A 21,966-nucleotide genomic window follows, 5' to 3' on the forward strand; every position below is an offset into this window, starting at 1 on the left:
GAAACCGGCGGGACGCACGCGCCCCGCCCGCAAATCGGTTCAGACGCTTAACGTTTCTGTCGACGAAAAGAACATGGCCTGCGCCACAGCAGAGCGGACCTGCTCTTCGGTATAGGGTTTGGCAATCAGGAACGCGGGCTCTGGCTTGTTGCCCGTCAGCAAACGTTCCGGGAACGCTGTGATGAAAATCACCGGCATGTCGCCAAACTCAGTCAGCAGTTCATTAACAGCGTCGATACCAGAGGAGTTGTCGGCCAGCTGGATGTCGGCAAGGATCATATCCGGACGTTCAGATTTGCCCAGAGTGATGGCACCGGAATGTGTCCGTGCAATCCCCGTTACCTTGTGGCCCATGTCGGACACGAGGGATTCCAGATCCATTGCAATGATGGCTTCATCTTCGATGATCAAGATACGACCCGCGACGCTGTCGGCCATTTCACGGTGGGCGACGTCGATCAGGTGAACGACCTCTGACTCTTCGATGGACATGATGTCGGCGATTTCAGCATGGCTGAACTCCTCGATCGTGTGCAGCAAAAGCGCCTCTCTTGTGTTTGCAGTCAGCTTGGCCAGGTGGCGCTGCGCAGCCCCTTCGATCCCGACAGCGCTTTCGCCAAGCGCAGAAGTATCGGTGCTGGCCCACAGAATGTGCAGGGTTTTGAAAAGTGCGGATTTCGCCGAAATTTGCGTATCGAAAATGCTGCGATCTTCAAGGATCGCCTCAAGAGTAGCAGCAGCATATGCATCACCGCTTGACTGCGTTCCGGTCAGGGCCCGCGCGTAGCGACGCAAATACGGCAGGTAAGTGCCGATCGCTGTGGTGATATCCTGCTGTGCGGTGCCGTTTGACATAATGTTTTTCTTCCTGTCTTACCCTTACACGGGAACCAAACGCTGCCATCGGCGTTTAGGTTCCTCAAGGCTTATATATTTTCAGTTAACAGCAGGCGGGCGAATGTCCAACGAAACTCCAAGTGAAAGGGCGCGCCAGCAGATTGACGCCAACCTTAAACGCGTTTTCCGCGAACAGGAACAGGCCGAGTTGCCTGATCGGCTGAAAGATCTGCTGGCCCAACTCAAGGCGTCTGAAACGTCCCAACAGGACAGCAAATCATGACCAGTGACCCGCGCGACGAGTTGGTTGTCCATCTGCCCGCGCTGCGTGCATTCGCAATTTCATTGACGCGTAACGGATCCGTCGCTGACGACATGGTTCAGGACACTGTCGTCAAGGCATGGACCAACATCGAAAAGTTCGAGCCGGGCACGAACATGCGGGCGTGGCTGTTTACCATCCTGCGCAATACCTTTTATTCAAGCCGTCGCAAGTCAAAGCGAGAGGTCGCAGACGTTGACGGTATCTTTACCGAGAACATGGCAGAAAAGCCTGCTCATGATGGCCACTTGCAAATGACCGATTTTCGTACCGCCTTCGCCAAGCTACCTGACGAACAGCGCGAAACGCTGATCCTCGTCGGTGCGTCTGGCTTTTCGTATGAAGAAGCGGCCGACATGTGCGGCGTTGCTGTCGGCACGATCAAAAGCCGGGCAAACCGTGGTCGCAAGCGGCTTGCTGAACTGATGCACCTTGAATCAGACGGCCCCGTTGAATTGACCGACAAGATTACGGTCGCTGTTGTGGCGAATAACGGTAATTCGGCCTTTTGATGACGTCCGGATCGGAAGTGCAGGGGGAACGCTGGCCGTTCTTGCAAAGCCTCCCGTTCCGGGTTGTGGCTTTTCTATCCCTTGCATTACTGCCGATCGGTCTGCTGGCCATCTGGCAGACACAGAACCTTGACGAAACCCTGCAGGCGCGCACGCGACTGTCGCTGGTTGCGCTGACGGAAATTGCGGTGTCGGGTGAACGGCAGGTCCTGCAACGGGCCGTCGGTGCGGCGTCGGGCCAAGCTGTCACCTACGGCCTGACCGCAGACGATCCCATTGTGTGCAGCGAATCCTTCAAGGCATTTCAGGACGCTGATCCGGCCATCAGTTTTGCCGGCTTCCTGCCGCCCAGCGGCCGTGTGGACTGCTCTTCTGAACCAGAACCTTTTTCGATTGGTCCGTCAGAGCGCGTCGCCAATATTGCGACATCGCCGCTAACAACACTGATCCCGCGCCTTCGGGCAGATGCCCCCGGCGGTCGCACGGCGGTGCTGACGCAGCCCGTTGTTCGCGGCGATGATGTGATCGGCCAGATCGTTTTGACGATCCTGACTGAATCCATGTCCCAGATGCCGGACCTGAACGACCAGAACCAACCTTTATCGCTGGCGATCTTCAACCGCGACGGTAGGGTGATCACCGTTCAGGGCGAGGCGCATGTCCCCGCAGAAGAAGCTATTGCCGAAGATATCGTGCGTCGCCTAGGCCCGGAACCCACAGCCTTTGCCGGTCAAAACGCCCAAGGCGAACGCCGGATCTTTGTCGTTCTGACTCTTGTTCCCGATCTGGCCTATGCGGTTGCAGGCTGGGCCCCCACAGATGGTGTGCTGTCATCCACCGCTTACACGCTGCCCTCCTTTTTCCTGCCCGCGCTCATGTGGCTGGCAAGCCTTTTGGTGGCCTATTTCGCGGTGCATCGCCTGGTTGTCAGCCCCGTGCAGGACCTTGGCAGCCGCATGCGGCGCTTTGCCTCTGACCGAGCGTTGCCGCAGCCCAAAAATACCGAAATGCTGCCGCAGGAATTGTTCGACCTTGAACAGACATTCATCAACATGGCCTATGACCTGATTGATGACGAGGCGCGCATGGAAAACAGCCTGCGCGAAAAGAATGTTCTGCTGAAAGAAATTCATCACCGGGTCAAAAACAACCTTCAGATGATTTCTTCGATCATGAACATGCAAATTCGCGCTGCCAAGACGGACGAAAGCCGCCATGCGTTGCGGCGCCTGCAGGACCGTGTCCTTGGCCTCGCGACGGTTCACCGCGTTCTTTACCAATCGAAAGAGCTGTCTCGCGCCGATGCCGCGCCGTTAATGACTGATATCTGCGCCAGCGTATTCAATGACCTGGCGGAAGCACGACCACATGCCGTTCACGCGCTGGAAGTCGATAACTTCACTCTCGTCCCTGATCAGGCTGTGCCACTGGCGCTTTTGGTCAGCGAAGTCGGATCAAACGCGATCAAGAACTTGCCTGACACGGCGTCTCCCGCCCCGTTTTTAAATTTCAGTCTGCGCATTGTGTCACCAGGCATGGCGCAATTCCGGTGCCGCAATTCTGGCGGATCGCTTATCGACAAGGTCGCGCCAGATGGCGGTGTGGGCCGGCAGTTGATACGTGCCTTTGCAACCCAGCTTGGTGGCACGGTAGAGGTGCAGGACCGCGACGGCATCCACACGATCAGCGTGGAATTCCCGATCACGACTGCCATTCCCGACGCATTGGACTATTAAACACGCCTTTGGTGCTGATGTATTTCTGCACCGCGGCGATGAATTCCGCCTCACATGGAACCTATCTTTCTGCCGCTTGTTAGTCCGGCAGCGAAGGATGGGTTTTTCTATGACGTTAAGTGTTTTTCTTGCAAGTATGACCGCAATCGGCATTGCTGCTGTCGTTATCTATGCATTGACATCAAGGCGGCAGACAGAACATCCGCAGCAGCATCGGATCGCCCATAATCAGACCGATTATCGGCGCACGGAACACCGCAGCAATCGCTGAACGAAAAAAGGCCCGCATTTGGCGGGCCTTTTCGATCGGAATAAAGTGGTTTAGCGACGCAGCTGGTCGCGGATTTCCAGCAGAACGTCCAGTTCGGACGGGCCGGTTTCGACTTCGGGTGCAACGTCATCAGGCTTTTCCGCTTGCGCCTTCAGCTTGTTGACGAACTTAACCAGCATGAACACGACAAATGCGATGATCAAAAAGTTGATGCAGGCGGTAATGAACGCGCCGTAAGCAAACACAGCAGCCCCGGCATCACGTGCGACCTGAAGACCAGCGTTTGCCGGCACTTCACCAGAAAGCACAACATACATGTTGCTGAAGTCAACGCCGCCGAGCACAAGGCCGATGATCGGGTTGATCAGATCACCCACCAGCGAGGTGACGATAGCTGTGAAGGCAGCACCGATGATAATACCGACCGCCAGGTCCATGACATTGCCCTTGGCGATGAAATCCTTAAATTCGTTTAGCATCTTGCGTCCCCACACTGATTTATTCTGCGGCGGAATGCCGCAAGTTTGTTTCCAGCAGTCGTATAGATCAAATTTCCTGATCCAGTAGGGGTTTTTTTCGCAAATTTCCCCCTCTGGGCCGGTTTGGCACCAAACCGACCCAAAGAAAGCGACCAATTAGCCGCGCAGTGTGCCGCCCGTGGCCTTTTCGACTTTGGCAACGATCTGCTTGGCGACCGCTTCGATTTGCGCCTCGGTCAAGGTCGCATCTGTCGGCTGAAGGCGGACCGTGATGGCAAGGGATTTGCGTCCTTCACCCACAGCGCCGCCAATGAATTCATCAAAGACCCGCACGTCGGCGATCAATGCCTTGTCAGCCCCGGCAGCGGCATTCACCAGTGTCAGCGCCTCGACCTGGGCATCGACAACAAATGCAAAGTCACGCTCTACCGCTTGCAGATCGGTGGCCACCAATGCCGCGCGGGTGTTCACCTTGTTGCGCGGCAGCGGAATTTCCGACGGGAACAGGGTAAAGCCGACGGCCGTGCCCTTGATATCCAGCGCACGCAGCACCTTGGGATGCAATTCACCGAACACACCCAGCACCTTCTTTGGCCCCAGACAGATCTGGCCATGACGGCCGGGGTGCCACCAGCCCTCACCGCCGCGCATGATCTGCACCTTGGCCGGCGCACCCATCGCGGCAAGGATCGCCTCGGCATCGGCCTTGGCGTCGAACACATCGACGGGGCGCATATCACCATGCACCGACTTCGGCCCGGTGCGCCCGATCAGGATACCGCTGACGCAGGGGCGTTGTTCGCCCGGCTCTCCGCCATCGAAAATGTCACCAACTTCGAACAAGGCTACGTCATTGAAACCGCGGGCCTGATTGCGGGCGGCGGCCTGCAGCAGACCGGGCAACAAGGCCGGACGCATATGCGACATTTCAGATGAAATAGGGTTTTCTAAGCGTGTCACATCCGTGCCACCCCCAAAAAGCGCCGCAGCGGCCTGATCAATGAACGTATAAGTCACACATTCATTGTAGCCAAGCGCCGCCGCGGTACGCCGCGCGGCACCTGCGCGGACCTGCGACGGCGTCAAAACAGGCTTTGGCACGCCGGGCTGGGTGCGCGGCATCGGCACGCCGACCAGCTTGGTTAGGGATGCAATGCGGGCAACCTCTTCGACCAGATCAGCCTCGCCTTGGACGTCACCGCGCCAGCTGGGAACATGCGCCATGTCACCATCCAGAACAAAGCCCAGCGCCGTCAGCGTCGCGCGCTGCGTTTCGGCCGGAATATCCATACCGACAAGGCTGACAACGCGGTCGGTATCCAGCTTATAAGCGCGATCCACCTGTGGCACAGCACCCGCCATGACAACGTCAGAGGCTTCGCCCCCAACAACCGCAAGGATCACTGCAACGGCATGATCCAGCCCGTCGGGCGTAAAGGCGGGGTCGATGCCACGTTCAAACCGGTAACGCGCATCGGAATTAATCTTCAAAGCGCGGCCTGTGTAGGCGATCTGCACGGGGTCCCAGTAGGCGCTTTCGACGAACACGTTGACCGTTTCGGCCGTGCAGCCAGTGGCCGCCCCGCCCATGACACCAGCAATGCTTTGCACGCCAGCATCGTCAGAGATAACGATCTGGCCGGCAGACAGCGTGTAGGTCTTGTCGTCCAGCGCCACGATCTCTTCGCCGCCCTTGGCGCGGTGAACACGCAGATTGCCCTGAACCTTGTCCGCGTCAAAGACGTGCAGCGGGCGGTTCAGATCGTAGGTCAAATAGTTCGTCACATCGACGAGGAATGAAATCGGGCGCAGCCCGATCGCGCGCAGACGGGTCTGCAACCATTCCGGGCTAGCACCGTTTTTAACGCCCTTGATCAGGCGACCGGCAAAAACCGGACAACCGTCCCGTGTGTCGTCGTCAATGCTGACAGCGATGCCAGACGCGCCTTTGCCCGCAATCTGCGGTGCCTCCAGCGGCTTGAGCGTGCCCAGACCGCGGGCGGCCAGATCGCGAGCAATGCCGCGCACGCCCAGCGCATCAGCGCGGTTAGGCGTGATCGCAATTTCGATCACCGGATCAACGCGGGCCGGATCATGTTCCGCCAGCCAGTCGGCAAAGCTGTCGCCAACGGTGCCTTCGGCCAGTTCGATGATGCCGTCATGCTCTTCCGACAGCTCTAGCTCGCGCTCTGATGCCATCATACCAAAGCTTTCGATGCCGCGGATTTTGCCCACACCGATGGTCGTGTCGATACCGGGGACGTAAACGCCGGGGCTGGCAACCACGACGGTGATCCCCTGCCGTGCATTGGGCGCGCCGCAAATGATCTGCTCTACCCCTTTGCCAGTGCGCACCTGGCATACCCGCAGCTTGTCAGCGTCGGGATGCTTTTCCGCGCTTTCCACGTAACCGATGGTAAAGGGGCGCAGCACTTCGGCGGGGTTTTCGATGCCTTCGACCTCTAGCCCAAGGTCGGTCAGAGCTTCGGCAATTTCTTCAACCGAGGCTTCTGTTTCAAGGTGAGTTTTCAGCCAAGACAGGGTGAATTTCATCGCGCGCACTTTCGCCAGATCAACGTTTGCGCGTTCTTAGCGCATCACCATGCCGGGTGAAAGCACTGCCGGTCCTTGTTTTCCGTTCATGCCCCTTCCCCGGCAGGACACCGGGAAAGGGAATCTGCGATCACTCGTACAGCGACGGCAGCCAAAGCGAGACGCCGGGGATGTAGGTGACCAGCATCAGCGCGACAAAAATCGCCAGATAGAACGGCCAGATCGTCTTTAGCGCTTGTTCAATCTTGATCCGGCCGACTGCGCAGCCGACGAACAAACAGGTTCCGACAGGCGGTGTGCACAGGCCAAGGCCAAGGTTGATCAGCAGCATGATACCGAACTGGGTCGGGTCCATTCCAAGCCCTTTGGCGATGGGCAGAAAGATTGGCGTACAGATCAGGATCAGCGCGGCCATGTCCATGATCATGCCAAGCAGCAGCAGGATCACGTTGATCATCAGCAGGATTATGATCGGATTGTCCGAAATGGACACCAGCAGATCGCTTAGCTTTGCGGGGACCTGATACAGCGCCAGCAGATAGGCAAAGGAGCTGGCAAAGGCGATCAGGATCATCACCATGGCCGTCGTGCGCACAGCACCTGTCACCGAAATGACGAACTGCTGCCAGCTTAGGCTGCGATAATAGAACCGCGTCAGCAGGACAGCATAGATCGCGCCAAAAGCACCTGACTCAGTGACGGTAAATACGCCTGACAGCGTGCCGCCGACGATGATGACAGCCGTCATGAAACCCGGAATCGCATCGGCGGCAGTCCGGCCGACCGTGCCCCAGCCGGGAAAGGGCTCTGACGGGTAGTTATCCTTGACCGAGATGATATAGGCGGCAACCGCAAGGCTGACGCACATCAAAATGCCGGGGATCACACCAGCCAGAAACAGCTTTGACACCGAAATGCCGCCGCCTGCGGCCACAGCAAAGATGATCATGTTATGGCTTGGCGGAATGACGATACCTGCGATGGACGAGGTTACCGTCACGTTCACCGCAAAGTCAGGGCGATAACCACGTTCCTTCATCACCGGCACCAGCAAGGAGCCAAGCGCCGAAATGTCTGCAACAGCAGAGCCGGAAATGCCACCAAACAGCATGGACGAGAAAATGTTCACCATCGCAAGGCCACCCTTGAAGTGGCCAACAAGGGCAGAGGCAAGGCCGACAAGCCGCTTGGCAATGCCACCATGCAACATGATTTCGCCCGCAAAGACAAAGAACGGGATCGCCAGCAGCGAAAACACCGACACACCAGCGGTCGCCCGCTGAAAGGTGATCAGCATTGGAAAGCCTTCGTACCAGAAGGCCGAAGCGGCGGCGATGCCCATGGCAAAGGCAACCGGAACCCCGATTACAACGCCTGCGCTAAAAACGAGGAGCAGAATAGCTAGGCCCACGGTCAGACTTCCTTGAATTCGGCGTTCAGATCCCAGGATCCAAAACGCATGATGCGGATAAGACCGCGCACAGCCGCAAACAGCATGACCAAAGCGCCACATGACGTGATGGCGAGGGTGCGAAAGCTTTCGGGAATATCCAGCATTGGCAACATGGTATCCCAACCAAAGCGCATCAGCGTAATCCCCGCAAACAGCATGATGGCACCAAAGGCGGCCAGCATGGCGTCGATCGCAATAAGTGTGACCTTTTGTGCGGTTGTCGGCAGCATGTCCCGGAAAAGGGTCACGCCGATATGGGTGTCTTCACCAACACCAACGGCCGCCCCCAGAAATGCGACATAGCAGATCAGCAGCAAGGCCAGCTGTTCCACCCAGGTTGGTGTCACGTTCATGACGTAGCGGCCAAAGACCAACCAGCCGAATGTTACGATTAAAACGACCAAAGAAACCGAGGCGACCAACATGCAGATTGCACGCAGCACTGCCATCACTCGCTCGGCCGCACGGATCATCGGCGTATCTTGCGTCATCGCAACCTCTGATAAATGGGATATGGAACGAAAGGGACCCGCCCGATGCCGGGCGGGTCCAAATTGCAGTGCTGCTTATTCAGCGTTGCGGATCAGATTGACGAGGTCAGTCAGGTCAGGGTTGTCAGCCAAAAAGGCTTCGTATACCGGGCCCATCGCGTCTTGGAACGGCTGCTTGTCCTCAACCGTATTCACCTCGGTGCCGCCGGCCTTGATGACCTCCATGCTGGCCGCTTCACGCTCTGCCCACAACTCGCGCTGAAGGTTGGCGCTGTTCCGACCGGCCGTCATAACGATGTCCTGCTGCTCTGGCGTCAGCTTTTCCCAAGTCTTCAGGCTCATGCACAGACACTCGGGAATGATCAGATGCTCTGTCAGGGAATAGTATTTGGCAACTTCGTAATGGTTGGTCGATTCGTATGATGGTGGGTTGTTTTCCGCACCATCGACGACGCCGGTCTTGATCGACTGATAGACTTCACCAAAGGCCATTGGCGTAGCGTTGCCATCCATGGCCTCGACCATCTGCACGAACAGATCGTTGCTCATCACGCGGATTTTCAGGCCCTCGACATCAGCAGGCGTATTGATGGGCTGAACCGAATTATAGAACGACCGTGCACCGGCGTCATACCAGCCAAGCGGCACGATACCTTTGGCCTTCATCCCTTCGCCGATCGCCTCGCCCGCAGCGCCGTCCATCAGGGCATACATGTCAGGGATGCTTTTAAAGATGAAAGGCAGGGACACGACGTTGGTTTCGGGAATGGCCTGGCCCATTGGCCCAAGGCTGAATTCACCAAAATCGATCACGCCAAGGCGAACCTGCTCGATGGCGTCGGGCTGATCACCCAGCACGCCGTTGTGAAATGTCTTGGCTGTCAGTTCGCCGCCGGTCTTTTCAGCAATTTCTTCGGCGAATGATTCCATTGCGATGGAAACCGGATAATCTTCGACGTGGATGTTCCAGCCGCGCAGCTCTTGCGCGCCAGCGGATGTTGCCATCCCCATCGTTGCGCAAAGCAATGCGCCGGACATCATTAATGTGTTCTTTGAAAAAATAGTCATGTGATCCTCCCCGATCTTTTTGACTGGCTGGCGCTTTGATCGAAACCTCCCTCAATCAAATCGCCAAACGGTAAATCTGGAATACTAGTAAACAACAGGCTCTGTCAATTCTTAACGTTATGTAACGAAAGCCGGCATCGGACAGGCCCCACGCGGACAGGCGGTCGTTCGATGTGATTGCAAAATGCCACTCCTTTCCAAGGATGGCATGGCGCAACGGTACAATTGAAATGCCGCGAAACAGACGATCAGATTTCGTCGTCGAAGTAATCCGGATTGCGTACCTTGATCGTGTCGATGGTGACATCAAGGCGTGACAAATGCCCTGCCCCTGCCTCTGCGGCCTTTTCGGCCTGACCGGTTTTGACCATTTCTGCGATCAGCAGGTGATCGTCGATCAACTCTGGCATCCGGGCCTCTTTTGACAGGCTTAGCAGGCAAAGACGGTCCACCTTCGCCTTCTCTTCAGAGATAATGTCGAAAGCAAACGGCACACCGGCGATTTTGCACAGGGTTTTATGGAACGCATAGTCGTGCTTGCCAAAAGTCGCATAATCACCGGCGGCGCACGCCGCCTGCTGTTGCGCGATACAATCATCCAGCAGGTCAGCCCCGCCCTTGTCACAAAGCCCGGCAGCACGGCGCAGCACGTCCAGTTCGACCGCCCGGCGCAAATATCGCGACTTTTCGATCGCGGCACTGGAAAAGCGGCGCACTTCCGTCGCGCGTTGCGGACGGATCAGCAAAAGATCCATATTCGCCAAACGGCTAAAGGCGTCGCGAACCGGTTGGCGGGACACACCAAACTGTGCGGCAACGTCCGCTTCTGATATCTTGGCCCCGGGTAACAGCCGCAGGGTTGCAATTTCGTCGAACAGAAAATCTGCCACTGTATCAACGGCAGTCCGGCCATAGCTCATCTGTGCGGCTTGCTTCATATCAATCCCTCCCGGTCGCGCCCCATTAAAGCCTTTGTATTCGAAAATCCATATCTCGGCACTGTAGCGGACGATCTTCGTCAAAGGCACGCCATCTCTATACTAGTATACCAGAGGAACTCTTGCTATTGTTTTATCATGGCAGCGTTACTGACCGGTAAGTTGCCACCCGCCGGGGGTTACCTTGGCGCACTGCACACAAGGAATGACCCGATGGCCAATCCGGCACCCGCCGACCAGATCCCGTTGAATTCTGACACCCTGAACCTGCTGAAGGGTATCAGCACCGCAACCATTGCCACGCTGCTTTACAAAAAGGGGTTTCGCACCTGTTATATCCAAGGGGTTGCGCCACTTGGTGCAGGTCAGGATCGCATGGTCGGACCCGCGTTTACCCTGCGCTACATCGTGGCGCGCGAAGACACCGATCCGCTGACTGCCTTTCGTGAACGCGATCACCCCCAGCGTGTCGCCATTGAAACATGCCCGGAAGGTTATGTTCTGGTCATGGATTGCCGCGGCGATGCAACGGCAGCCTCTGCCGGTTCGATCCTTTTGACACGCCTTCAGGTACGCGGCGGCGCGGGCGTTGTGTCCGATGGCGGCATCCGCGATGCGGCCGGGGCTGCCGCGCTGCAAATGCCTGTCTTTGCCGCCAAACCGTCGGCCCCGACCAACCTGACCCGCCACCACGCTGTCGACATTGATGTGCCCATCAGCTGCGGCAACGCCGCCGTTTATCCCGGCGACATTATCGTTGGTGATGCCGATGGCGTCATGGTCATACCCCGCCATCTGGCCGGCGAAATTGCAGTCGAAGGTGCCCCGATGGAGGTATTCGAAGATTTCGTGCTTGAGGAAGTTATGAACGGTCGCCCGATCATCGGCCTTTATCCACCGACCGACCCGGACACGCTGATCCGCTTTGAGGCGTGGAAAGGCCGTTAAGCGGCGTGGAAAGGCCGTTAAGCGGCGCGCGCCAGACTGGCGATCTCTTGCGAGAGGTCGTCAGCCAGCCGCTGCATCGCGACGGGATCGGTTTCGCGCTGCGCCTGAATTTTCAGACCGAAGATATAGGTCTGCATCCGTTGGGCCAGCCGTTCCGGATCAGACTCTGCCGGGATTTCGCCAAAAGCCTGCGCGTTGACAAACGCCTGCGTCAGATGCTGCCGCACCTTTTCCAGATGATTAAGCACGGCACCGCGCAACGCTGGGCTGTCAGTCTGGATTTCCAACAAGGATTTCACCAGCATGCAGGCGGTTGACGGCTTTTCGCAGGGTTCCAGCCCGCCAAGCGACACCAGATAGCCGCGCAGCGCAGCAAGGGGCGACGTTGCATTGGCGATTGTGGCGGACAGTTCCGCCTCCATCCGGCCCGCATATAGATCCAGCGCCTCGTGAAACAACGCCTCTTTGCTTTGAAAGGCGGCATAGATCGAACCGGGGCGCATTTTCAGCGCGGCTTCAAGATCCTTTAAGGATGTCGCGTTGTATCCCTTCACCCAGAACAGGTTCATCGCGGACTGCAAGGCCGCTTCGCGATCATATGACGGGTCACGGGGCATGCGGGTTAGATATACCTTTAAGCTGCTCTTTCAAAGACCCGCACCATATTTGAGCGATCACTCTTTTATTACTTGAGTGATCGCTCAAATATATCCATACACCGCCTCAGAAGCGGCACACTTCCGGTGTCGCACGACAGGAGTTTGATATGTCCACGCTTGACCGTCTTGACGAAACCAACGCCCCCGAAAAATCCATCCCGCTGATTGAAAAGTCCAAAGCTGCATTTGGCCGCCTTCCCGGCCTGCATAGCGTTCTGGCCGGCTCTCCTGCCGCATTCGAAGGCTATCAGGTTCTGCATCGCCTGTTCGCAGAAGAAACCGCTTTCGACGCCGATGAAAAAACTGTTGTCTGGCAGACCATTAACGTCGAACATGCCTGCCACTATTGCGTGCCTGCGCACACTGGCATCGCCAAGATGATGAAAGTCGACGACGCGATCTCTGATGCGCTGCGTGACGAAACGCCCCTGCCTACGGCCAAGCTGGAAGCCCTGCGCACCTTCACCCTTGCCATGGTGCGCGAGCGCGGTAATGTCAGCGATGACACGCTGCAGGCTTTCTATGACGCAGGATACGAACAGCGTCATGTGCTCGAAGTCATCCTTGGTCTCGCGCAGAAGGTTATGAGCAACTACACCAACCACATCGCAAACACGCCCGTCGACGCGATCATGGAAAAATTTGCTTGGACCCCCGTGTCCGAGCGCTAAGCGCCCTGGCCCGGCGCACTTCGCATGCGCCGGGCCAATCTGACAGGCTCGTCACGATGCCGCGATCATTGCCCGATCATACCTAGCGCCGGAACTACAGAGGCATGCTGCACACGTCGGCCGCCACGTGATGGCCGCAAGGGGGCGCCTCTACGTTTGGCGAAACATCAGTGATTGCGGCTGGCGGCTCGCCCGATGGGGCGTCTGCACGCGCGGCAGATAACCCCGCATCAATAACAGCCAGCATCCCCAATGCAAAAATCGCAGCCAGAACACAGGACGGTCGCCACCGCCCATTGACCGCATAATAAGTCTGCGACGTGTTTCCGCGCCTTTGCTGCAAGCGTGTCTGCGTCATGGTCATATTGCTCCTGTGATGGCATTATTCGCCTTGTACAAAAGCTGTTTGCCACCGCGCAAAGGAGCCAGAGTGGAGCAATTATGCAGCCAAAGTGCAGCCTGTGAAAAAGGGCCTGACGATGCATCGGCAACAACCGCGTTAGCGGATGTCACCAACCATCCTAGCCATCAAAGGCATAGCCGACCCCATAGACAGAGCGGATAGGATCACTCGCACTCACGGCCGCAACCTTGCGGCGGATATTGCGGATATGGCTATCGATTGTGCGGTCGAATACGTCAGTATCGCCGGGAAAAGCGTGTTCAAGCAGGGCGTTACGGGAAAACACACGGCCCGGCCGGTTGGCCAGACACTGCAATATCATGAATTCGCGGCGCGTCAGGTCCAATGCCTGCCCGTCAAGAGTCGCAACCCACCGCTCCGGGTCCATAAAAATGCGTTCCTTCGGCGCATCCGCACCCAACATGCGCCCCGCACTGCGCCGCAAGATGGCCTGCACCCGGGCAACCAGTTCACGTGGCGAATAAGGTTTGCACAGGTAATCATCCGCCCCCATCCCCAAGCCCAATAGGCGGTCGATTTCCTCGACCTTAGCGGTTGTCATGATGATCGGGACATCACTGCTGCGCCGCACCTCCTGGCAGATCGTCAGACCGTCGACCCCCGGCAACATCAGATCCAGCACAACCAGATCATAGTGACCCGCCAACGCCGCATCAGCCGCTCCGGTCCCTTCGGCCTGCGTATCAACCTGCATACCGGCGGCAATCAGGTAATCGCGGACGACCTCGGCCAAGGCGATTTCATCTTCGATAATGAGGATACGCGCGGTCATGCAGGGCCCTTTGGCAATATGATTGCAACGCACAACCCGCCAAGCTCTGACAGGCTGGCGGAAATGGTGCCGCCGTGGCTTTCCACGATGGCCTGACAGACCGACAACCCCAGCCCGGACCCGCCATAAGCCCGAGAGCGAGAGGATTCGGCCCGGTAGAACCGTTCGAACAGGCGCGGAATATCCTGCGGGTCCGGACCCGGCGGCGTGTCATCCACAGTCAGGTGAAACGCGTCGCCGGCATCGACGATCCGCAGCCGCACGGTGCCCGGCGCATTAGTGTATCGCGCTGCATTCTGCATCAGGTTGTCGATGACCTGACCGATGCGGATCCGGTCGCAAATCAGCGGGGCGGTGCTGGGCATATCAAGCGAGATGGTCAGATTTTTGTCCGCCAGATGTGGTTTCACCACCTCTGTCACATCCAGAACGATGTGGCACAAATCCTCCGGGCGCATGGTGGCGGTCATCCCGCCTTCACGCGTGTGGGAGAGCGTTTTGATATCCTGCACTAGCCGCGACAGCCGCAACACGGCAGAATGCATGGCCGCCATCGTCAGCGCATTCGGAACGCGGATACCGTCCTGCACCGCTTCGATCTGCGCCCGCAGGGTCGCAAGCGGCGTCTGCAATTCGTGACTGGTGTTCGACATCCACTCTCGCTCTGCCTTGTCTGTGCGTTCCAGCGTCGCGGCAAGCGCGTTATAGTGCCCGACCAGCTGCCCCAATTCGTCAGTCCGGTCCTGTGGAATACGGGCCGTATAATCGCCTGCGGCCATCGTTTTCGCCCCCGCCGCCAGATGCCGGATCGGGATCAGGATTTGCCGCGATACGAACCAGGCTGCCAGCGCAGAAACGCCGATTGCAATGAGTGCAGTCAAACCAAGCGAAGCGTATTGTCCGCGCAGAAAGAACTGATCGCCGCTGCTGGCCTCTGTCAGCGGTGCACGCAGCGCCAGATACCCAAGGACCGGACCAACCGCACAATCACCGTCGGCACAAATCGTGCGTCGCTCGATCATGCCGGACTGAATTGGGGCACCGGCAATCCAGTTGCCCGCCGCCCCCAGCAAGGTCAGCCGTTCAAGCATAGGCAGTCCGCCCATGCCGGGCGGCCCAGCGGGTGGGCGCGGTCCGGGTTTGTCAGACGCAGATGCAGGCTCCGGCCGTGCAGGGCGCATATCGTATTCACGGACCAGATCGCCCCATGCGGCCGGGTTCGCGGCCAGATCAGCCCATCCGGGTGGTGTCGTAAAATCCTGCGCCAGGGCCGTGGCCAGATTGTCAAAGCGGGACAACTCTCCTCGCAGCAGATAGCGGGCAAATCCGTCGCGCATGGATAGCGCCACGAGCAACGCCATGATGGCAACCACGGCAACAGCCGTGGCCGCAATCGCGACGAACAAGCGGACGGCAAGTGAGGACTGGATTCGGCTCATGCCGCGCAGTGTCACACAAATATGCAGGAATAATGAACGCCTCTTTCCGGTTTCCCGCAAACAGTAGGCTTGCGCAGGCACGCGTTGAAACGTCAGGTGCCGCCTGCCTCTCCGGTTTTCCATTTTCCTTTGAAAAGCCGCATATGAAAGGCCGGAAACTTGACCAGTTCTTCAACCAGCAACAGGGTAAAGACCCAAGTCACCGACAGGTCGAAATATAAAACCATGATCGCGGTCAGGGGGATACGGACAAGCCACTGCCCCCCGACGAAGATGTTCATCACATAGATCGTGTCGCCCCCCGCCCGCAGCGTATTGCCGCAGATCGCGTTGGACCCCTTGGGAAATGGCAAAAGCAGAAGGACAGGCAAAAAGCTGAATAAGGCCGATTTCGTTTCGGCCTGCAGCCCCTGATAAATCCAACCGGATGCAAGGCAGACGATCAGATAGGTCACAGACACCAACGCCGCGGCGACAAAGGCAATGCGCCATGCCCGGCGCAGAAAGATATCCAGCGCCGCACTGCTGTACGCTTTTCCCAGCAATTGCGCCACGATGATGCCGGTCGCCTGCGCCCAGGTGATACCAATCGTGCCCGCGATCTGCACCCAGGGCATGATCAGGGTCATAGCTGCAAACTGATTCACGCTCATTTTCGCATAGATCAGCGCCGCGGCACTATTGGCCACTGTGCTGCTGCCGAATGTCGCGGCGATGGGCAGCGCAAATATCAGATGCCGCTTAGTAGCGGTCCAGAACGACCCTTGCCGCCACCCTGTCACATCACGATACCAGCGATTCTGGCGATAAAACACGGTGCCCAGAAAGACAGCGCGCAAGACAGACGATACCGCACTGCCCACGGCCGCGCCGGTCAGCCCCATTTGTGGTAGACCGAACAGACCGTAAATCAGCACGACACTGCACAAAACATTCGCCGGAACCGCGATCAGATAGCTATAGAACGGCACCCGCGTCTGCCCGCTGCCGTCGAAATGACCCGACAGGCACTGACAGACAGCTTCACTCAGCACGACAAACATGAACACGCCCAAGTAACGCTGGGCCTGTGCGGCGATGTCAGGGGTATGCGCCAGCCCCTCCACGATGCCGCCAACAAACAGATAGACACCAATGATACCAATCAGGGCAACGCAAAGGTTGATGGCCAATCCGCAATAAAACCCCGATTTCAGATCGACAGGATGGTTGGCACCGAACGCGACCGCGACCCGGATTTGCGTCGCGTTGGAAAAGGCGAGCAGGATGCCTAAAAGCAACGTCCCGATCGCAGCCGCCAGCCCCATGGCGGCAAGCGATTCTTCACCCAGCGCCGCAACCAGCAGGGAATCCGTCACCACGATGCCGTGCAGCATCATCGCCTTTAGCGTCAGCGGCCAGGCCAGTTGAAATATATTCCATGTTGTCGGAATAGGCGCGGCTTTGGCGGCTTCGGTCATGTTCTGCAATCTTTACAAGTGATTAATGCATTCCGCTTGGCGCACAACCTAAGCCTGTGCAGACACGCAATTGGGCAATCATGCCAAAGCGTACACTCGGGGATCATATTTCGTCTTTCATGGTATTCCATCGCCGTGCGATAGAAATAAGCAGCCACAAAACAATCAGTTACATCGGCGGGTCATCGCTGATGCCTGAAGTTTTCGGCCATTCCTCTTCAATTAATTCTAGTATGCCAGATCGTTTACTAGTATACCAGATAAACCAGCAGGGTTTACAGGATTCGTGCCGGTAGGAGGAAACGGCGCATCGCGCTGTGGATTGCGTTTGTGGGGGAGATTTCATGTCAGGCGTGCAGCTAAAGGGCATCGTAAAGAAATATGGCGCGGTCGAGGTCGTTCACGGGATCGATCTGGATGTCGCTGAAAAAGAATTTGTGGTGCTCGTTGGCCCGTCGGGTTGCGGTAAATCGACCACTTTGCGGATGATCGCCGGGCTAGAGGAAATTTCTGGCGGAGAGTTGACCATCGACGGTCGCATCATGAACCGCACGGCCCCCAAGGATCGCGATGTGGCCATGGTGTTCCAGAACTACGCGCTTTACCCGCACCTCAACGTGGCCGACAACATCGCTTTCGGTTTGAAAATCCGCAAGGAAAGCAAGGATCACATCGCTTCTGCCGTCAAGGAAGTCAGCGGTATTCTTGGCCTGACCGACTATCTGGAACGCCGCCCGGCTGATCTGTCCGGCGGTCAGCGCCAGCGGGTTGCCATGGGCCGCGCGATTGTGCGCCGCCCGAAAGTATTCCTGTTCGACGAACCCCTGTCGAACCTTGACGCAAAACTGCGCACCCAGATGCGGGCTGAAATCAAACGTCTGCACAAGCGTCTTGGCGTGACCAGCATCTACGTTACCCACGACCAGGTCGAGGCGATGACGCTGGCCGACAAGATTGTCGTGATGCACGACGGCCGTATCGAACAGATCGGCACCCCGATGGAACTGTTCCTGAACCCGGCCAACGCTTTCGTTGCAGGCTTCCTTGGTGCCCCGCCGATGAACCAGATCAAGGCGACCATCGCCGCCGGCGACACCGGCCCGGTAGCGAAATTCGGCGATCAGACACTTGCGCTTGCACCGCTGGCAGATCTGCAAAATGCCGTCGGGCGCGAAGTCATCGTCGGCGTTCGCCCTGAATACGCGGCAATCGTGACCGAAAAGCAGCCCGGCGCAGTCCAGTGCGAACTAGAACTGGTCGAAACGCTGGGGTCAGAGGCATTGCTGCACATGACCCTTGGCGTTGCGCCCTTCGTCATCCGCACGGAAACCCTTGGCAATCTTGGCCGACTGAATGCCGTCAACGGCTTTACCGTCGCGCCAGAGCTGATCAAGGTCTTCGACGGCAAAACCGGGGTGGCCCTGTCCGGCCAGACGCGTGCCGCATGACCATGCAAGAGGATCATACTGGCGGATCGACAGAGAAACTCGTCGCCGAAGCCAAAGAAGCCCAGCGTTACCGCCACCCCAGCCGGATACAGAAAGTCGGCGATCACATGCGCCGCGAATGGCAGCTTTATCTGCTGCTGGCCCCGACAATTATCTGGCTGTTAGTGTTTCTGTATACGCCAATGTATGGCCTGCAGATCGCGTTCAAGGATTACAGTATCTTTCGCGGTGTGGCGAACAGCCCGTGGATCGGGCTTGAACATTTCCATACCCTGTTTGGCAGCGAACAGTTTATTCGCGCGCTGAAAAACACGGTTTATATCAGCCTTCTTAGCCTTGCCTTTGGCTTTCCTGTGCCAATCCTGCTGGCGCTGATGTTTAACGAAGTGCTGAACCAGACCTTTAAGAAGACCGCGCAGACCATCGTCTATCTGCCGCACTTCATCTCTTCGGTGATCATCGCCGGTATCGTCATTACCGCGTTTTCCCCGTCCGCCGGTATCGTGAACACCATTCTGGAATGGTTCGGCGCCGATCCCATCTACTTCCTGACCAAGGCCGAATGGTTCCGCCCGATTTTCGTCGGCACCACGATCTGGCAAGAGGCCGGTTTCCAATCGATCGTCTATCTGGCCGCCATCGCTGGCGTGTCGCCAACGCTTTACGAAAGCGCAGTCGTCGACGGCGCGTCGCGCTGGCAGATGATGTGGAAAATTACCGTTCCGTCGATCATGCCGACGATCATCATCATGCTGATCATCCGCATCGGCAACATGCTCGAAGTGTCGTTCGAGATGATCATCCTGCTGTACCAGCCGGCCACCTACTCCACCGCCGATGTCGTGAACACCTTCATCTATCGGCAAGGTTTGCAGGGCGGGCAGTACGATCTTGCCGCCGCTGCGGGTCTATTCAACGCCGTCGTCGCATTCGTTCTGGTGATGACCGCGAACACTGTATCCAAGCGCTATTCGCGCACATCGCTTTGGTAGGGGATAGAAATCATGGCTAAAATGAACCTCTACTCGCGCGGCGACAAAGCCTTCGTGATCCTGAACATGGTGCTGATTGGCATGTTCACCATCTCGGCGCTCTATCCGTTCATCTACATCGCATCCCTCTCCATGAGCTCCGGCTTCGAGGCACGCGCTGGCAACGTGCTTCTGACCCCGGTGGGCTTTACGCTAGAGGCGTACAGCCGCGTGTTGTCAGAGCCGATGTTCTGGATTTCGTACAAGAACACATTCATCTACACTATTGGCGGCACGCTGATGAGCCTTGCGTTCATCATTCCAGGTGCCTACGCCCTGTCCCGGCCCCAGCTTTACGGGCGCCGTTTCTGGAACCTGATGGTGGCCTTCACCATGTGGTTCCACGCCGGGATGATCCCGTTCTTCCTGAACATGCGGGATCTGAACCTGCTGGACAGCTACTTTGGTATCATCATCGGTTTTGCGGTCAGCGGCTTTAATATCATCCTGCTGCGCAACTTTTTCGAAGGCATCCCCCAGTCCTTCGAAGAGGCCGCCCGCATGGACGGTGCCAATGAATTTCAGGTTTTGTGGAAGGTCTACATGCCTTTGTCGAAACCGGCCATCGCGACCGTTGCACTGTTCTGCATCGTATCGCGCTGGAACGGGTTCTTCTGGGCGATGATCCTGCTGCAAGACGAAAGCAAGATCCCACTGCAGGTCTATCTGCGCCACGTCATCATGGAACTGTCTGACGACGAAGAATTCGCCAGCACCCTGATCAACGCGGCCTATTCCTTTGAAACGGTCAGCGCGGCGATCATCGTCTGTTCGATCATCCCGATCCTGCTGATCTACCCGTTCCTGCAGAAATACTTCAACAAAGGCATCCTTCTGGGAGGGGTGAAAGAATAACGAACGACCGCATCTAGGGAGGAAACCAAATGCGACATCTTACACTGACTTCGGCGATCCTGATGACTACGGCGATGACCGCGCCCGCGTTTGCGGAAAGCCATCTGCAAATCGTTGACGAGCCGCTGGAATTGACGATCCACATGCACTGGCCCCGCGCACAAGGCTACGGCGTGGGCGGCGATGCATCCAAGATCTATCCGGTCGAAGAAGCCGCGCGCGCGATGACCAACATCCACCTGAAGGATGCGACCGCCGGTGCCAACTCTACCGAAAGCGCCGAAGCGATGAACCTGCTGCTGGCGCAGGGCAAGCTGCCCGACATCGTCGGCGGCCACCTGATCCAGCAGCCCGTGAACCAGTACGGCCCAGAAGGCGCATTCGTTCCGCTGAACGATCTGGTGAAGGAACACGCGCCCAACATCCAAAAGTTCTGGGACGAGCACCCGGAGCTGCAGCAGGCGATTTCCGCCTACGACGGCAACTATTACTACATCCCCTATCTGCCCGATGGTGAATTTGCCCGCGCTTGGTACATCCGCCAGGATTGGCTGGACGCGCTGGGTCTGGAACAGCCGCAGACCGTCGACGAATACTACGACGTGCTGGTTGCCTTCCGTGACGGCGATCCGAACGGCAACGGCAAGAAGGACGAAATCCCCTTCTTCTCGCGCCAGTGGGAAGAGGTGAACCGCCTGCTGACTCTGTTCGATGCCCGTTCTTCCGGCTCTGATACCTACCACGACTTCTATGTCGATGATGCTGGCGGTATCGTTCACCCCTATGCGCAGGAAGCCTACCGTGATGGTCTGGCCGAAATCGCAAAGTGGTATGCCGAAGGTCTGATTGACCCCGAAATCTTTACCCGCGGTTCGTCCTCGCGCGATTATCTGCTGTCGGAAAACTTGGGCGGCTCGACTCATGACTGGTTCGCATCCACCTCTGGTTACAACTCCGCGCTGGCAGACAAGGTTGAAGGCTTCAACTTCATCCCCTTTCTGCCCCCGGCGTCCAAGGCCGGCGTCCGCATGGAAGAGCATCGCCGCATTCCGATCAAACCCGACGGCTGGGCCATCAGCTTCATGAACGAACACCCCGTCGAGACGATCAAGTACTTTGACTTTTTCTTCACCGAAGAAGGCCGCAATCTGGCGAACTTCGGCGTCGAAGGTAAAACATGGGATATGGTCGATGGTGAGCCGACCTTTAAACCCGAAGTGCTGAACAGCGACGTGGCTGTAAACAGCCAGATGTATCTGGAAGGTGCCCAGATCCAGCGCGGTTTCTATCAGGACTACCGCTATGAAATCCAGTGGACCTCTCCTGAGGCACTGGAAGGCATCGCCATGTACGAGGAAAACGACCTGCTGATCCCGCAGTTCCTTGGTGTGGCCTTCGACAAGGAAGAGCAGGAAATCTACGACAAGTACTGGCCGTCGATCCGCACCTATATGCTGGAACGCCAGCAAGCCTGGATCCTTGGTTCCGGCGACGTGCAGGCCGAATGGGATGACTACGCAGCCACCCTCGACAAGATGGGTTACCCGCAGGTCATCGAAGTCATGAACTCTGCCTACGCACGTCAGTATCAGTAACAGT

At 57.5% G+C, this 21,966-nt stretch carries 20 protein-coding genes; 9 read left to right on the plus strand and 11 right to left on the minus strand.

Annotated elements, in window-relative coordinates; translation table 11 throughout:
* Positions 1–39: 39 nt before the first annotated feature.
* Positions 40–855 carry a response regulator gene (locus SJY10_RS15840; RefSeq protein WP_386684394.1) on the minus strand — a complete coding sequence of 272 codons (816 nt, stop codon included), beginning with the start codon at positions 853–855 and terminating at the stop codon, positions 40–42.
* A gap of 103 nt (positions 856–958) precedes the next feature.
* Between SJY10_RS15840 and SJY10_RS15845 the strand changes: the two genes are divergently transcribed.
* From SJY10_RS15845 to SJY10_RS15855, 3 genes are read left to right on the plus strand one after another with little or no spacing between them, the layout of a single operon-like run.
* A complete protein-coding gene (locus SJY10_RS15845) occupies positions 959–1,120 on the plus strand; it encodes a NepR family anti-sigma factor (RefSeq protein ID WP_386684395.1) in 162 nt (53 codons plus the stop codon).
* Entirely contained in the window at positions 1,117–1,671 is a 555-nt protein-coding gene (locus SJY10_RS15850; RefSeq protein WP_386684397.1) for an RNA polymerase sigma factor, read from the plus strand. The genes SJY10_RS15845 and SJY10_RS15850 overlap by 4 nt, the downstream gene beginning before the upstream one ends.
* Positions 1,671–3,407, plus strand: a complete 1,737-nt coding sequence (locus SJY10_RS15855) for a sensor histidine kinase (RefSeq protein WP_386684399.1) — start codon at positions 1,671–1,673, stop codon at positions 3,405–3,407. The genes SJY10_RS15850 and SJY10_RS15855 overlap by 1 nt, the downstream gene beginning before the upstream one ends.
* Positions 3,408–3,728: 321 nt before the next feature.
* Here SJY10_RS15855 and mscL read toward each other — a convergent pair whose 3' ends face one another.
* From mscL to SJY10_RS15885, 6 genes are all read right to left on the minus strand, one after another.
* Positions 3,729–4,157 carry a large conductance mechanosensitive channel protein MscL gene (mscL, locus tag SJY10_RS15860; RefSeq protein ID WP_386684401.1) on the minus strand — a complete coding sequence of 143 codons (429 nt, stop codon included), beginning with the start codon at positions 4,155–4,157 and terminating at the stop codon, positions 3,729–3,731.
* Positions 4,158–4,313: 156 nt separating this feature from the next.
* Positions 4,314–6,710 carry a phenylalanine--tRNA ligase subunit beta gene (gene pheT / locus SJY10_RS15865; protein WP_386684403.1) on the minus strand — a complete coding sequence of 799 codons (2,397 nt, stop codon included), beginning with the start codon at positions 6,708–6,710 and terminating at the stop codon, positions 4,314–4,316.
* Positions 6,711–6,840: 130 nt separating this feature from the next.
* Positions 6,841–8,121 carry a TRAP transporter large permease gene (locus tag SJY10_RS15870; RefSeq protein ID WP_386684405.1) on the minus strand — a complete coding sequence of 427 codons (1,281 nt, stop codon included), beginning with the start codon at positions 8,119–8,121 and terminating at the stop codon, positions 6,841–6,843.
* 2 nt (positions 8,122–8,123) lie between these two features.
* Positions 8,124–8,654 carry a TRAP transporter small permease gene (locus tag SJY10_RS15875; protein ID WP_386684407.1) on the minus strand — a complete coding sequence of 177 codons (531 nt, stop codon included), beginning with the start codon at positions 8,652–8,654 and terminating at the stop codon, positions 8,124–8,126.
* Positions 8,655–8,729: 75 nt separating this feature from the next.
* Positions 8,730–9,722, minus strand: coding sequence for a TRAP transporter substrate-binding protein (locus SJY10_RS15880; RefSeq protein ID WP_386684409.1), 993 nt, complete (start codon positions 9,720–9,722; stop codon positions 8,730–8,732).
* Between the two features lie 248 nt (positions 9,723–9,970).
* The gene (locus tag SJY10_RS15885) at positions 9,971–10,660 is read right to left on the minus strand and encodes a GntR family transcriptional regulator (protein WP_386684410.1); all 690 of its coding nucleotides are present in this window, start codon (positions 10,658–10,660) and stop codon (positions 9,971–9,973) included.
* 213 nt (positions 10,661–10,873) lie between these two features.
* Between SJY10_RS15885 and SJY10_RS15890 the strand changes: the two genes are divergently transcribed.
* Positions 10,874–11,608 carry a ribonuclease activity regulator RraA gene (locus SJY10_RS15890; RefSeq protein ID WP_386684412.1) on the plus strand — a complete coding sequence of 245 codons (735 nt, stop codon included), beginning with the start codon at positions 10,874–10,876 and terminating at the stop codon, positions 11,606–11,608.
* 17 nt (positions 11,609–11,625) lie between these two features.
* Here the strand turns inward: SJY10_RS15890 and SJY10_RS15895 are convergent, their stop codons facing one another.
* Positions 11,626–12,225, minus strand: coding sequence for a TetR/AcrR family transcriptional regulator (locus SJY10_RS15895; RefSeq protein WP_386684414.1), 600 nt, complete (start codon positions 12,223–12,225; stop codon positions 11,626–11,628).
* A gap of 149 nt (positions 12,226–12,374) precedes the next feature.
* Here SJY10_RS15895 and SJY10_RS15900 point away from each other — a divergent pair, with 149 nt between their 5' ends.
* A complete protein-coding gene (locus tag SJY10_RS15900; protein ID WP_386684416.1) occupies positions 12,375–12,938 on the plus strand; it encodes a carboxymuconolactone decarboxylase family protein in 564 nt (187 codons plus the stop codon).
* Between the two features lie 521 nt (positions 12,939–13,459).
* On the opposite strand, the gene SJY10_RS15905 is transcribed toward SJY10_RS15900, so the two are convergent.
* The 3 genes from SJY10_RS15905 to SJY10_RS15915 form a co-directional block, all read right to left on the minus strand.
* Entirely contained in the window at positions 13,460–14,134 is a 675-nt protein-coding gene (locus tag SJY10_RS15905; RefSeq protein WP_386684418.1) for a response regulator, read from the minus strand.
* A complete protein-coding gene (locus SJY10_RS15910; protein WP_386684420.1) occupies positions 14,131–15,573 on the minus strand; it encodes an ATP-binding protein in 1,443 nt (480 codons plus the stop codon). The genes SJY10_RS15905 and SJY10_RS15910 overlap by 4 nt, the downstream gene beginning before the upstream one ends.
* Positions 15,574–15,665: 92 nt before the next feature.
* Entirely contained in the window at positions 15,666–17,033 is a 1,368-nt protein-coding gene (locus tag SJY10_RS15915) for an MATE family efflux transporter (protein ID WP_386684422.1), read from the minus strand.
* A 344-nt stretch (positions 17,034–17,377) separates the two neighbouring features.
* Between SJY10_RS15915 and SJY10_RS15920 the strand changes: the two genes are divergently transcribed.
* From SJY10_RS15920 to SJY10_RS15935, 4 genes are read left to right on the plus strand one after another with little or no spacing between them, the layout of a single operon-like run.
* A complete protein-coding gene (locus tag SJY10_RS15920) occupies positions 17,378–18,481 on the plus strand; it encodes an ABC transporter ATP-binding protein (RefSeq protein ID WP_386684424.1) in 1,104 nt (367 codons plus the stop codon).
* Entirely contained in the window at positions 18,478–19,473 is a 996-nt protein-coding gene (locus SJY10_RS15925; protein ID WP_386684426.1) for an ABC transporter permease, read from the plus strand. Before SJY10_RS15920 ends, SJY10_RS15925 begins: the two co-directional genes overlap by 4 nt.
* Positions 19,474–19,485: 12 nt before the next feature.
* Positions 19,486–20,367 carry a carbohydrate ABC transporter permease gene (locus SJY10_RS15930; RefSeq protein ID WP_386684428.1) on the plus strand — a complete coding sequence of 294 codons (882 nt, stop codon included), beginning with the start codon at positions 19,486–19,488 and terminating at the stop codon, positions 20,365–20,367.
* Between the two features lie 29 nt (positions 20,368–20,396).
* Positions 20,397–21,962: a sugar ABC transporter permease gene (locus SJY10_RS15935; protein ID WP_386684430.1), complete on the plus strand. Its 1,566-nt coding sequence runs from the start codon at positions 20,397–20,399 to the stop codon at positions 21,960–21,962.
* The last annotated feature ends 4 nt before the right edge of the window (positions 21,963–21,966 follow it).

It is taken from the genome of Loktanella sp. R86503 (genome assembly GCF_042466455.1).
In the GTDB taxonomy this organism is placed as follows: domain Bacteria; phylum Pseudomonadota; class Alphaproteobacteria; order Rhodobacterales; family Rhodobacteraceae; genus Loktanella.